Source organism: Streptosporangium sp. NPDC002544, from assembly GCF_040295965.1.
GTDB lineage: Bacteria > Actinomycetota > Actinomycetes > Streptosporangiales > Streptosporangiaceae > Streptosporangium.
Genome location: NZ_JBEOWJ010000037.1, coordinates 37054 through 50334, shown reverse-complemented (window position 1 = coordinate 50334; position 13281 = coordinate 37054). Strand labels below are relative to the sequence as shown.

Here is a 13281-nt window from a genome sequence, read left to right as displayed (position 1 = left end):
CGGCCTCCGGCGGGCGTTCACGACCGTGCGCCGGTCGTCCTGGTCGTCAGCGGCGACGCCGTCCCTGCCGAGCACGTGGACGAGCCGGTTGTTCAGTAACCGCGGCTCTCGGCCGCCTGGCGGATCTTCGCTCCACCGTACTGACCGCGCGGGATGCATCCGGGACACGGGCAGGGGAACCTGCCGTGGGCGTTGGGCATGTATCTCCAGCCGGTCACCTGGTTCACGCCGCGAACGCGGTGGACCTCCTTGGCGGTGATCGCCCGTGGGATGAAGACCTCGTAGCCTCGGGCGTCCTCGCATCCGGCGATCAGGGCCGCGGCCTTGGCACTGGGAAGCTCCTCGTGCCCCCCTGAGAAGTAACCCACGAACACCGGCTCGTCATCGGGCACCCGAAAGTCGACGGCCACCATCATGGTGCGTCGGCCACCGCGTTTCAGCTCGCGAACCCACTGGTGAGTGAGCTGGTAGGAGGGGAGGATCGGCAGGCAGAACACTCCCGGCAGGCCGTCATGGTTTCGGCTCTGCGCGCGGATACCGGCCCGCCGCACCGAACGGACCTTCTTGGCCGCGGTGAGATGTACGAAAAGGGTCATGAGCCGTGCCGTCCGGAGTGTGACATCTGGCCTGCCAAAAGCCCCTCTTCCAGGAAGATCAACGAGAGCCTGGTCAGCAGCGTAGCCCGGCAGGCGAATATGCCAAACAGCTTTTCCACCGCAACGTGGGCCACAGCTATCACTGCCTACGAAATCCTCCGTGAATAGGAATGCCTCGGCCGTAGGCGGGTGGCTACGCTTCCCGACGAACGGGAGAAGGGGGCGGAGTGCGGCAACGGGTGCGGGGTCCTGCGATGTGCCGTTGTGCGCTTACTGATGAAGAAAGTTGGGCGTCACGGGTTGCTCGGGGGGCTTGTCTGCACTGTTTGACCAGGTGAAAGCCTGGAGGTATGAGGTACTCAGACAGCAGTGGGGGATTGTCTGGCACGGAGCGGGAGCGTCGTGAAGCACTGCGGCTTCGGGCGGCGGACATGTTCTCCGGAGGAATCAAACCGCCACGGGTGGCCCAGCTGCTGGGTGTGACACGCAAGTCCGCCGCTCTCGATGCCGGAGAGGCGTGGCCGACGTCCAGAAGCTGCTCGGCCACGCCTCCCCGGCCACCACCTAGCGCTACGACCGCGGACGCCGCAAGCTCGACTCCCACGCCACGTACCGGATGGCCTCCATCCTCGGTGGGGGTACCTGATCCCGTCAGGGCCAGTCGGTGCGGTCGGCTAGGAGCTGTTTGGGGTGCCGGGATCGGGGAGCCGACAGTGCATCGCTGGCGCCAGCTCGGCGAAGACGACGACGCACCACCCCGGTACCGGGAGTTTCGGGAGGCCCTCACAGGTGCGTGCGCGAAGGCCTGCGCCATCTTGGTCAACGCCGTGATGGCCGATGCCGTCGGTGGCATCGAGACCCGGCGCGTCCTGCGAGCCGGCGGCATCCTGATCGTGCAGACCACCCCCACCCAACGGCTGCCTGGCCCTGGAGATGCTCGCCCTAATGTCACTGGACTGGCGGCCGGTCAAGGCGATGGCCGTGTCATGCAGCGGGCCGCAGGCCGGTCAGCAGAAGGTGAGCAGGCACCTGCAAGTCAATCCCAAGCATGATCTTCTACACCTACGAGTGTGAATACGACCCCTCCACGGCAGCGCCGATCACTATCTCGCCGCACCCTGCTCCTGGGCGGGCTCGGCGCCCTGGCCACCATCGGCGTACCAACCACGATCGCTCTCACCCGCACCTCCAGCCCCACACCGAGCGCCACCAAACCCACACCGAGTGCCACCCTCACCGGCCACGCCGACGGCATCGAGTCGGTGGCCTTCAGCCCGGACGGCAAAACCCTCGCCACCGGCAGCATCGACGGCACGATGCGGTTGTGGGACGTGGCCGGCCGCAACACCGTTGCCACCCTGACCGGCCACACCGACTGGGTCTCCTCGGTGGCCTTCAGCCCGGACGGCAAAATCCTCGCCACCGGCAGCTTCGACGACACGGTGCGGTTGTGGGACGTGGCCAGCCGCCAAAGCCTTGCCACCCTGACCGACCACACCAACCGTGTCTTCTCGGTGGCCTTCAGCCCGGACGGCAAAATCCTCGCCACCTGCAGCCGCGACAACAGCGTGCGGTTGTGGGACGTGGCCAGCCGCCAAAGCCTTGCCACCCTGACCGGCCACACCGACTGGGTCTCCTCGGTGGCCTTCAGCCCGGACGGCACAACCCTCGCCACCGGCAGCTTCGACGACACGGTGCGGTTGTGGGACGTGGCCGGCCGCAACACCGTTGCCACCCTGACCGGCCACACCGACTGGGTCTCCTCGGTGGCCTTCAGCCCGGACGGCACAACCCTCGCCACCGGCAGCGCCGACACCAGCGTGAAGTTGTGGGACGTGGCCGGCCGCAACACCGTTGCCACCCTGACCGGCCACACCGACGGCGTCACCTCGGTGGCCTTCAGCCCGGACGGCACAACCCTCGCCACCGGCGGCTTCGATGGCACGGTGCGGTTGTGGGGCGTGGCCGGCCGCGACACCGTTGCCACCCTGACCGGCCACACCGACCGTGTCTTCTCGGTGGCCTTCAGCCCGGACGGCACAACCCTCGCCACCGGCAGCGCCGACAACAGCGTGAAGTTGTGGCCGGCTCGCTGACCCAGTACTGATGAAGAAAGTTGGGCGTCACGGGTTGCTCGGGGGGCTTGTCTGCACTGTTTGACCAGGTGAAAGCCTGGAGGTATGAGGTACTCAGACAGCAGCGGGGACTGTCTGGCACGGAGCGGGAGCGGCGTGAAGCACTGCGGCTTCGGGCGGCGGACATGTTCTCCGGAGGAATCAAACCGCCACGGGTGGCCCAGCTGCTGGGCGTGACACGCAAGTCCGCCTGTGAGTGGCACCGGGCCTGGCTGAAGGGCGACAAGGCCGCGCCGGTCTCCAAGGGTGCCGCCGGGACCGGCTGCAAGCTCACCGAGGCGCAACCGATGCGGCTGGAGGCGTTCTTGGACGAGGGCGCGATCACGCATGGATGGGACGATCAGCGCTGGACAAGCGCACGCATCGCCGCCTGGTCGGCGTTATGGCGGTAAGAAGTGGGGCCAGATGGTCGGGGCCGTCGTGCCACGATTGCGGCAGAAGGCTACTCGGACCTTGCCCCGGTCGGCGTTCTGGGCTGATTGACTTTGTTGACGGTGGTGTCCTCGGGGTCGAGTCGTCGCCCATCTGCGGAGCGGACCTCTAGTGCGCGCAGGGGCAGCCCGCGCCGGCGGTCGATCATCTCCGAATGCGGTTCATCGGGCTCGAAGAAGTGTCCTTCGCCCCACTGCCGCAGCGCCACGATGACGGGGAAGAGGTCTTTGCCCTTCGGCGTCAGAACGTACTCGTGGTAGGAACTGCCGTCGGAGGCCGGGACGACGTCCAGGATGCCGCCGGCGACCAAGACGCGCAGACGCGTGGTGAGGATGTTCTTGGCGACGCCGAGGCTGCGTTGGAACTCTCCGAAGCGGCGGCTGCCGTCAAACGCGTCCCGCACGATCAACAAGGACCACCAGTCGCCGATCGCGTCGACTGATCGAGCGACGGGACAGTCGCTGTCATTGAAACGCGTCCGCCTGACCATGACACCCTCCACATTTACATCGGTTGCAACATGCTACCAGAACGACTACCGTCCACCTGGTAGCAAGATGAAACCAATTTCCGAAGGGCGCCGAGTGGCCGGTAACGACGAGATCACGACACCGAGGGCTGCGGGCACGAACGAGGGGACTCCCGGCTTCGCGCTACCCCGAGGCGTCACCCTGCTCTTCGCCATCGCCTGTGGGACCGCGGTGGCCAACGTCTACTTCGCGCAGCCCCTCCTGGTGACACTGGGCCGTGACTTCGCGATCAGCCCGGCGACACTCGGCGCCGTCGTCACCCTCACGCAACTTGGTTACGGGCTGGGACTGTTCTTCATCGTGCCGCTGGGCGACCTGGTCGACCGCAGGCGCCTCATCGTGATGCAGCTGCTCCTACTGGCGGCGGCGCTGATGGTGGTCGGCACCGCCACCATCGCGGCGCTCCTGCTTGCGGGTATGGCCGCTGTGGGACTCCTCGCGGTGGTGGCCCAGACGTTGGTGGCCTTCGCTGCTTCGCTCGCCCCACCGGCGCAACGCGGACGCGTCGTCGGCCTCGTGACCAGCGGTGTGGTCACCGGCATCCTGCTTGCCCGCACCGTATCCGGCCTCCTGGCCGACCTCGCTGGCTGGCGCTCCGTCTACCTCACCTCGGCGGCCCTCACCTGCGTGCTCGCCCTGGCACTGCACCATGCTCTGCCGTCCCGTGACACCGCTGCACCGTCCATGCACTACGGACAGCTCTTGCGCTCCACGCTCTCCCTGTTCGCACAGGAGCGCCTCCTTCGGCTTCGTGCCCTGCTCGCCCTGCTCATCTTCGCCGCCTTCAGCACCCTGTGGAGCTGTATCGCGCTGCCGCTGAGCGCGCCTCCGCTGTCTCTGTCCCACACGGCGATCGGCGCGTTCGGACTGGTGGGAGCCGCAGGCGCCCTGGCTGCGACCGCAGCCGGCCGCCTAAACGATCGTGGGCTCTCCCAGCGGACCACCGGTATCGGCCTGGCCCTGCTCGTCGCCTCGTGGCTACCCCTGACCTTCGCCCGACAGTCACTATGGGCACTGGTGGTCGGCGTGATCGTCCTCGACCTCGCCGTGCAGGCGGTCCACGTCACCAACCAGAGCCTGATCTACACACTTCGCCCGGACGCGGGCAGCCGACTGATCGGCGGCTACATGGTCTTCTACTCGCTCGGCAGTGCCTTCGGAGCCATCGCCTCGACCGCTCTCTATGCGGCGGCCGGCTGGGGTGCCGTGTGCGCACTGGGGGCCGCGATCAGCTGCCTCGCGCTCCTGCTATGGGCGGGCACCCGACCCTGTACCCCGACCTCGGCCGCTGCCGACTGAACAGGCCGGCCGCGGCCCCCGGTGATATGCATCATCGGTGCCGCCGAGGACGCCCACTTCCCCTTGCCTCTGACACGCTGCTGCGCTCGACGTGCCACGCCACGTGGTGACGTACCTCGCCCGTCTGCTCGCGGCCCACCGCCGGTGGCTCGGAACGCCCAAGGGTTCCTGGGTCCTGGGGCCGTTCCGGCCGGCAGTACCGGTGCTGCGCTGGTTTCACGAACGCCGACTGTGTCCACTGCCTTGCCCGCGACGCGGGCATCTTCCAGGCCACCGGCTACCGCTATCTCCACGAAGGCATCGATGTGCTCGCCGACCAGGCTCTGGACCTGCACGAAGTCCTGGACCGCTGCCAGCGTGAGGGGATGACACACCTCAATAACCGGGACGGCGGTAAGGCCGAAGATAGATGAATGAGCCCTTTTCATCCCGGGTAGCGGTCGTCTTCGACGGCCTGCAGAACAAGGATCGCTTGCACGATCATGGTGGCGCGATTAGGGCAGCAACGGAGTCGGACCAGTACTGAGCTGATCCGGCCGCAAAGCGCCCCGATATCGTCCGGGCCTTCTTCGCCGACCCGCACCTGGCCTACATCGGCCAATAATGCCAATAGTCCCAAAACTTATGATCGGCTCAGTATGACTGCGCGATCAGCGCCTTGACCCGCCAGTACGGCCTCGGGGACTGCGGCCCGCATTACGAGCGCGTCATCCGGAAAGAGTACGCACCGCTGTGAGCCGGATGGTTTGGAGACCGAAGTGAATGACCTGCCAGAAGCCCGCCAAGCGGATCCGCGCGGCGACGCCCGCTGGAGAACGTCCGCGATCGTGCTTGCCGTGCTCCTGGCTGTCTCCCTGGTCGTCGCGGGACTCGCGTGGAAGCGTGAGCACGACAGGGCCTTGGCTCAGGAGCGCGTCGCACTGGCTCATGGGCTCGCGCTGCACGCCGCGGACCTACGCGACACCGACCCCGTCACGGCCCGGAAACTCGGCGTGGCCGCAGTCAAGATCCACTCTGATGGGCAGACCCGGGCGGGGCTGATCGACACGCTGGTCTGGTGGCGCGGCAGGGAGCTCACGCCGGACGCCTCCAGCGAGGTGGCGCTGAGCGGTGACGGGCGGCTCGCCCTGACCGGTGACATCGGCAGCGGCGAGGTGAGCGTGTGGGACCTCACGACCTGGCTCGACCCCAAGGTCATCCTGAAATCCGATCGGGTCGCCGCCTTGAAGGGCCACAAGGAGGGTGTGGACGCGGTGGCACTGTCCTTCGACGGGCGGATCGCGCTGACCGGCGACGAAGGCGCCACGTTCGTATGGGATCTCACCGATCCGGCCAAGCCGATCCGGGTGGCCACGTTGGCGGGCGAGAGGAAGGCCGACAGCGTGCGAGCGCTGGCGTTGTCGCGCGACGGCCGTACGGCGGTGATCGGCGACGACGCCGGCAACGTGATCGTGTGGAATCTGACCGACAGGTCTCGTTCAGCGCGCCTGTCGGTGACGAGAGCGCACAACTCCTCCGTTCGCGACCTCGGACTCAGCGCGGACGGCGGGATCGCCGTCACCGTGGACAACGATGGGGCGGCGACGGTCTGGGACCTCGCCGACCCCTCGCGTCCGGTCAAGTCGGCCGACCTGACCCCTTCCGCGAAGTCCGCGGCGGTGATGAGCACGGACGGGCGCGTCGTTCTCGTCGGGAACAGTCATCGGGCCGAGGCCGGGCCCGGGCATCAGGTCGAGGTCTGGAACCTCGACGACCGGTCGCGTCCGGCTCGCACGGCGATGTTCGAGGTGCCTCTCGGTTACATGTATGACATGGCCCTGACCTCTGACAGGAAGACCGCCCTGCTCGCCGGACCGAGCGATTCCGCGATGCTCTGGGACCTCTCCAACCCGTCCGGGCCGACCCGGTCGGCCGCGTTGAAGGGATACGCGCGGGAGATCTACTCCGTGGCTCTCGGCGCCGATGGCGGCGTGGCCCTGGCGGCCGGTCCCGGCGGGGTCTCCCTGTGGGATCTCAGCGACCTGGCCGAAGTCGTCGCCGACCCGGAGGAGGCGGCTTGCCGCTACACCGGTGCGGTGCTCAGCAAGGCGGACTGGGCCCGCTACGCGGGTGGTGCGGACTGGTCGGACTACGCGGTGGAGGGTATGGACGTCCTTTTCGTCTGCTCCATCAACCCGGGCTCCACATGACGCCCTTGCCGGGGGGCGTGCGGTAGCGGAGGGGCCTCGCCGGGTTCACGCATCTGCGCGCACTTCCTGCCGCCGGGGGAGGAGCACATGCGAAAGGCCGTCGAGCGTGCCCTCCGGGGAGGGACGGTCGACGGCCTTTCGCGAGACGCCTGAGCATCCTGACCGGCGTTTACCCAGGTCAGAAGCTCAGTAGCTCAGACGTCGTAGATCTGATTGGCTATCCACTCTGACCTGCGAACGCAAGATCGGCTGACCATGAGTATTCGAGGGAATGTTTCACTCTTCGTGGCAAGCATTCTCTGCATGGCCGGGTGTGCTCGGCAGGCGCACTGGTACGGCATCGAGTCCGCTGCCGTCGCGCCTGACGGGCGCACCATCACCGCCACGATCGTCGTCGGCGCGCCTGGCTCTGACGGGAAGTCGTGCCGGGAGGTCACCGACACCGATGTGGCGGAGTCAGCTGACGAGGTGGTGATCGGCATCGAGGTTCGTAACAACTGCGAACCCATCTTCCCGTGGGAGAAGGCGCCGATGCAGAAGGGCATGGGATACCCGCTGAACGTTCAGCTTCATCTGACGAAACCCCTGGCGGGGCGACGTCTTGTAGATCGAGCAAATCACCGGGAGTTGTCGCCTCCCCCCGCAGGGCGACGCCGAAGGGCCAGACCTTCAGCTCCTGCACAGCACCGCATCCAGCGAGGTCTCCTACACCGCGACCTCACCTTCTGTGCTCGTGGCGCACTTAAAACTCAAGCTAGACGATGGTGGCGACGTCGAACGCTTGTATGGCCACTACTCACGGTGACGCCACGCCGTTCAGTACGACGTCCAGCAGGCCAGTGGCGCGCGCCGCGGTATTGGGATCGCGGGCGAGGACGATGAAGAGGTTGACGCTCAGAAGAACGTCGGCGGCCGCGGCGATGTCGGCGTCGCGACGCACTTGGCCGTCATCCGCGGCGGACAGCAGTCGCTCGATCAGCGCGTGACGACTGATGCTCGTGAACTGGTTGTACAACCGGTGAGAGGCTTCATCGTCCGCTGAGACTGCAGCAGCGAGAGCGCGGACGAGGGCGACCGATTCGGTCGCCTGCATCGCTTCGATGAACTGTCGGAGCCACTCGGTCAGGTCGGCGCGAAGGTCGCCCGTGTTGAGCAGCAATACCTGGGGCAGAGGCATCGTGCCGTCGAGCGCCGCCTCGGCGACGATGGCCGCTTTCGACGGCCACCATCGGTAGAGGGTCTGCTTTCCCACGCCGGCTCGGGCCGCGATCCCTTCCATCGAGAGCGCCTCGTAGCCCCCGATCGACATGAGATCCCCAGCCGCTTCGAGCACGGCGCGGCGCGCTTGCTCGCTCCGTGGGCGTCCGGGACGCGCGTTGGTCATTACACGATCGTATCGATTGGCGCTATCCTCAATTTCGAGACGCGCGTCTCGTTAGATGCGAAGGAGGAGGAACATGCCCGATGTTCTCGTGGTGATCGGTATCGGCGGGATGGGTGAAGCGATTGCCCGCCGACTCGGATCGGGTAAGCAGGTCGTGCTCGCGGACTTCAACGAGGAGACGTTGGACCGGGTTGCCGCAACCCTTCGAGCGGACGGCTTCGCCGTCGACGCCCTACAGGTGGATGTCTCATCGAAGCCGTCCGTCCGCGCGCTCGCCGAGGCCGCAGCGGCACTGGGCGATGTCCGGCAAGTGGCTCACACGGCGGGCCTGTCCCCCGTGCAAGCCCCGGCCGATGCGATCTTGCACGTCGACCTGGCCGGCGTCGCCTTCAGCCTCGACGCGTTCGGCGATGTCGTCGCCGATGGTGGCGCAGGTGTGGTGATCGCGAGTATGGCAGGCACGATGGCGGCAGGCCATCTGCCGACGGAGATGGAGGCTGCGCTGGCGCACACACCGTCCGATGACCTTCTCGCTCTGCCCTTCCTGCAGGCCGGAGCCGTGCCGGATGCCGGCGCTGCGTACGGGATCGCGAAACGCGCCAACCAGTTGCGCGTCCAGGCAGCGAGTCTCGCCTGGGGTACGCGTGGCGCGCGGGTGAACAGCATCAGCCCGGGTGTCATCTCGACACCGATGGGCCAGGCCGAACTCGACGGCACATCCGGCGCAGCGATGCGGGCAATGGTCGACGGCTCCGGAACCAAGCGCCTCGGGACCCCGAGTGACATCGCGGAGGCCGCGTCATTCCTTCTCGGGTCCAGTTCGTCATTCATCACGGGTACCGACCTTCTGGTGGACGGTGGCGTGGTCGCCGCAGTCCGCTCCGGCGCCATCGCACTCCCGACCGCCTGAAATTTGCACCGCGCATCGATCCCGAGGAGTCAACGATGCCTTTCTCTTTCAACCCGGACCTCATGCCGGTGTTCGCCGCATCGGCCGCGACCGGGGCAGAACCAGTCCACGCCGCACGCGACGACGTCGCTGCCCTTCGCGCGATCGGGGAAGCCGGCCTCACCATGATCCGCAGCACGCAGGATCCGCACGCGGAGGTCGCGCGCACCGACATCTCCCTGCGCACGTTCGACGGCGAGCTGATCGGAGCCCGCTGGTACACGCCCGCGACTCCGAGCGCCAACCCGGGAGGCAGCGTCGTCTACCTGCACGGCGGCGGCATGATCATTGGCTCGGTCGAGTCGTATGACGGCACCGTCGCCGCCTACGTTGCTGACAGCGGCGTGCCCATGCTCGCGATCGGCTACCGGGTCGCTCCGGAACACCCCCATCCCGCACCGGTCGAAGACGCATTCGCCGGACTGGTCTGGCTGCGCGACCACGCCGGGGAGCTCGGCATCGATGCCGACCGCATCGCGGTGATGGGCGACAGCGGGGGCGGGGGCATCGGCGCCGGTCTCGTTCTCCTGGCCAGGGATCGCGGCGTGGCGGTCGCACGGCAAATCCTCATCTACCCGATGATCGACGACCGCAACACAGTTCCGGATCCGCACCTGGTCCCGTTCGCGGGGTGGAGCTACGACGACAACTACACGGGATGGCACGCACTCCTCGGCGACGCGGTCGGGGGGCCCGACACTCCCGCCACGGCCGCCGCAGCGCGAGCACACGACCTGGCGGGACTGCCTGCCTCCTATCTCGAGGTCGGCGAGCTCGACATCTTCCGCGACGAAACCATCGAGTACGCTCGGCGTCTCGCCAACGCCGGCACGTCGGTCGAGCTGCACGTCCACCCAGGATGCCCGCACGGCTTCGACACGATCGCACCCGACGTCGCCGTCGTGCAGCGGTCCCGTGCGGACCGCATCCGCGTGCTTTCGAGTTTCTAGTCCGCACCCGATGAAACGCGCAAGTGTCTACGTCCAGGTGTCCGCGTTGATCCTGACCGCGAACCCGCCGGATACCTGGCCCCCTACGACTTCCATTTCCAGGTCGGGTGATGAGTCAGCGCGAGGGCACGTCGGACCGCGCACGCAGGCTTGCCTTGGTGACCTTCCCTGTCGCGGTCCGCGGCAGTTGGTCGAGAAAGACCACATGGTCGGGAACCTTGAACCCGGCGATACTGGCACGCGCGTGATTTCGTATGGCCTCCTCGTCGGCATCGTGCCCTGGCCGAAGAAGGACATATGCCTTGGGCCGCTCGCCCCATTTCTCGCTGGAATACCCCACAACCGCCACATCCAGGACAGCAGGATGCGAGCTGATGGCGTTCTCGACCTCGACCGTCGAGATGTTCTCCCCACCCGAGATGATGATGTCCTTGGCGCGATCCTTGATCTCCAGGTAGCCGTCGGCGTGCATCACACCAAGGTCACCGGTGTGGAACCAGCCCCCAGCGAATGCGGCCTCCGTCGCCTCAGGGTCATTGAAGTAGCCAAGCATGACATTGTTCCCCCGAAGGACGACTTCGCCGATGGTGACGCCGTCTCGCGGAGTATCGACCAAGTTCTCGTCCACCACTCGCGCCAGATCTGCCTGAACCATCGCCACACCCTGCCGCGCGACCTTCTTCGCCCTGAGTTGCGGGGTCAGCAGATCCCACTCTTCTTGATACTCGCAAACCGTGTACGGCCCGTACACCTCAGTCAGACCGTAAACGTGCACCACCTGGATTCGCAGCGACTCCAGTTGCTCCAACAGCGTCGGTGTCGGTGGGGCGCCGGCAACGGTGAGCCGGAGATCTCGTTCGATCGTGTGGGCTTCCGGTGCGTCGGCGATGGTGCTGCAGACGGTTGGCGAGCCACACAGGTGCGTTGCACCCAGTTCATCGATAGCCCGCCAGATCGGGCCAGACTGCACGGCGCGCAGGCATACGTGTGTTCCCGCTGCCGCGGTCACGGCCCAAGCCATGCACCATCCGTTGCAGTGGAACAGGGGCAGTGTCCACAGGAACACCGAAGCCGAGGTGAGGCCAGTGTGATGGGCCTCGCCCAGGGCATTCAGGTAGGCGCCGCGGTGGGTATACATCACACCCTTGGGAGCGCCGGTCGTGCCCGACGTGTAGTTGATCGAGATCACCGACTGTTCATCATCGACATCCCACAGGAGATCGGTACCGGCATTCGGAGAGGTCACGCCCCGTTCAACGAAAGAGTCGAAGGAAACTTGCCCATATTGGAGTCCACTCTCGGCGAGGCCGAACTCCGGATCCGGGATCTCAACGATCTGTGTGAGCGATGGCAGTTCGGCTGCGTACTCAGCGACGGATCCGGCCAACTGGGCATCGACAAAGAGCACGGCCGCCGCCGAGTGGCTCAGGATCACCTGCACCTCGGTCGCCGCCAGGCGCGAGTTGATCGCAACGAGAACTCCTCCTGCCAGAGGCACCGCGAAATGGGCAATGAGGAGTTCTGGAATGTTGGGGGCGAGGAACGCGACGCGGTCGCCTGGGCGTATCTCTGCGCGAATCGCACGAGCCAAGCGTTCGGTCTCGCGGAGAAAATCGCAATAGCGATATATTCGCCGTCCGTAGATGATGGCATGCTTTTGTGGATACACCTCGGCCGCACGGCGGAGGAAGCCGAGTGGCGTGAGTGGTGTGTAGTTCGCGTGATGTGCGGATGGCGACGTCATTGTGGTCTCCTTGCGTTCTTCCAGCTTCGCGGGATATCAACCACGCTAGGTGAACGCAGTGGTTGCCGCCACCATCCAAAGGAGGTAGGCGAATGTTGCCTTTGACCGCGGACATCGATTACGAGATGCGTCTTTTGGCGCGCGCCGTCACGGCGATGAAGTCGAGAGCTCAATTTGTCGTGGCCTTTGGTGGCATCACTACAGATGGGCGGGCGCCGCTTTCTTCCTACGCCGGCACTGTTGGAACCAGCGTGCACGGACTTGTGATCGAACCCTGCGAGGGTCTCGGCGGGCAAGCCCTCCAGACTCGCAAGCCGGTGTCCGCAATCGACTACCAGCGAACAAGATCGATCACGCGTCGGTACGAGCGAGAGGTGAACGCCGAGGGAATCGTGACGCTGATGGCGATTCCTGTCCTTGTTGAGGGCGAGGTCCGCGCCGTGCTCTATGGTGGCCATCGGGTCGCCACCCAGCTGGGGAATGACACCGTGAGCTCCGCGATGAAGATTGCCCGGAATCTGAGTTGGGAGATGTCGGTCCACGACGAGGTGAAGCGACGTGTTGAGGCCGCGCAAGGCGAGCGCGTCACCGGCATCGCGCCGTCGGCGGACACCTCGAGTCGAGTACGTGAGATCCGCGAGCAGTATGCGGAACTGAGGGCGATCGCTCAATCGATCGATGACGCCGAACTCCGGCTGCGCATCGAGCAGGTCGGTGCTGTACTGATTGGCCGGCCTGAAAGGCGAGATGAGGCCTTGCCTCGCTTGACGCCGCGAGAGGTCGACGTGCTCGCGATTGTGGCGCTCGGGCAACGTAATGCGCAGGTGGCGCATCGCCTCGACCTCGAGGAGAGCACGGTGAAGGCGTATCTCGCATCGGCAATGCGAAAGCTGGGAGCGAGCAGCCGGTTCGACGCAGTCTTGAAGGCTCGCTCCATACACGCCATTCCCTAGCTGGCTTGCCGAGGGCAGCAACCGAAGGGCGTGAGTGTGCTGGTCGACTTGACCGCAAGCGTCCACTTGAGTGCGGGAGTCAGCGCGCATCCATTCGGCGGGCGCACTCGCGCTGCGAGC

General features: G+C 66.2%; 11 protein-coding genes and 1 pseudogene. 8 read left to right on the top strand and 4 right to left on the bottom strand.

The window, feature by feature from the left end:
• Positions 1-92 precede the first annotated feature (92 nt).
• Positions 93-596 carry a hypothetical protein gene (locus ABT061_RS39680; RefSeq protein ID WP_350927920.1) on the bottom strand — a complete coding sequence of 168 codons (504 nt, stop codon included), beginning with the start codon at positions 594-596 and terminating at the stop codon, positions 93-95.
• Between the two features lie 350 nt (positions 597-946).
• Here ABT061_RS39680 and ABT061_RS48470 point away from each other — a divergent pair.
• The 3 genes and pseudogenes from ABT061_RS48470 to ABT061_RS39670 form a co-directional block, all read left to right on the top strand.
• A pseudogene (locus ABT061_RS48470) lies at positions 947-1093 on the top strand (IS630 family transposase); the annotation flags it as partial.
• A 573-nt stretch (positions 1094-1666) separates the two neighbouring features.
• The gene (locus ABT061_RS39675) at positions 1667-2692 is read left to right on the top strand and encodes a WD40 repeat domain-containing protein (protein WP_350927918.1); all 1026 of its coding nucleotides are present in this window, start codon (positions 1667-1669) and stop codon (positions 2690-2692) included.
• A gap of 164 nt (positions 2693-2856) precedes the next feature.
• A complete protein-coding gene (locus tag ABT061_RS39670) occupies positions 2857-3123 on the top strand; it encodes a hypothetical protein (protein WP_502991576.1) in 267 nt (88 codons plus the stop codon).
• Positions 3124-3173: 50 nt separating this feature from the next.
• Here the strand turns inward: ABT061_RS39670 and ABT061_RS39665 are convergent, their stop codons facing one another.
• The gene (locus ABT061_RS39665) at positions 3174-3653 is read right to left on the bottom strand and encodes a winged helix-turn-helix transcriptional regulator (RefSeq protein ID WP_350927914.1); all 480 of its coding nucleotides are present in this window, start codon (positions 3651-3653) and stop codon (positions 3174-3176) included.
• Between the two features lie 94 nt (positions 3654-3747).
• On the opposite strand from ABT061_RS39665, the gene ABT061_RS39660 reads away from it, so the two are divergent.
• Together ABT061_RS39660 and ABT061_RS39645 are read left to right on the top strand one after the other, a co-directional pair.
• Positions 3748-4992 (top strand): MFS transporter, encoded by a 1245-nt coding sequence (locus ABT061_RS39660; protein WP_350927912.1) that lies wholly within the window; start codon positions 3748-3750, stop codon positions 4990-4992.
• Positions 4993-5750: 758 nt separating this feature from the next.
• A complete protein-coding gene (locus ABT061_RS39645) occupies positions 5751-7181 on the top strand; it encodes a WD40 repeat domain-containing protein (RefSeq protein ID WP_350927910.1) in 1431 nt (476 codons plus the stop codon).
• A 796-nt stretch (positions 7182-7977) separates the two neighbouring features.
• Here the strand turns inward: ABT061_RS39645 and ABT061_RS39640 are convergent.
• Positions 7978-8565, bottom strand: coding sequence for a TetR/AcrR family transcriptional regulator (locus ABT061_RS39640; RefSeq protein ID WP_350927908.1), 588 nt, complete (start codon positions 8563-8565; stop codon positions 7978-7980).
• A 73-nt stretch (positions 8566-8638) separates the two neighbouring features.
• On the opposite strand from ABT061_RS39640, the gene ABT061_RS39635 reads away from it, so the two are divergent.
• Together ABT061_RS39635 and ABT061_RS39630 are read left to right on the top strand one after the other, a co-directional pair.
• Positions 8639-9475 carry an SDR family oxidoreductase gene (locus ABT061_RS39635; RefSeq protein ID WP_350927906.1) on the top strand — a complete coding sequence of 279 codons (837 nt, stop codon included), beginning with the start codon at positions 8639-8641 and terminating at the stop codon, positions 9473-9475.
• A gap of 35 nt (positions 9476-9510) precedes the next feature.
• On the top strand, positions 9511-10464 hold the full coding sequence (locus tag ABT061_RS39630; protein WP_350927904.1) for an alpha/beta hydrolase: 954 nt from the start codon (positions 9511-9513) through the stop codon (positions 10462-10464).
• 115 nt (positions 10465-10579) lie between these two features.
• On the opposite strand, the gene ABT061_RS39625 is transcribed toward ABT061_RS39630, so the two are convergent.
• Complete coding sequence (locus ABT061_RS39625; protein WP_350927902.1) at positions 10580-12208, bottom strand: AMP-binding protein; 1629 nt, start codon at positions 12206-12208, stop codon at positions 10580-10582.
• Between the two features lie 92 nt (positions 12209-12300).
• Between ABT061_RS39625 and ABT061_RS39620 the strand changes: the two genes are divergently transcribed.
• Positions 12301-13161, top strand: a complete 861-nt coding sequence (locus tag ABT061_RS39620; protein WP_350927900.1) for a LuxR C-terminal-related transcriptional regulator — start codon at positions 12301-12303, stop codon at positions 13159-13161.
• Positions 13162-13281: the final 120 nt, after the last annotated feature.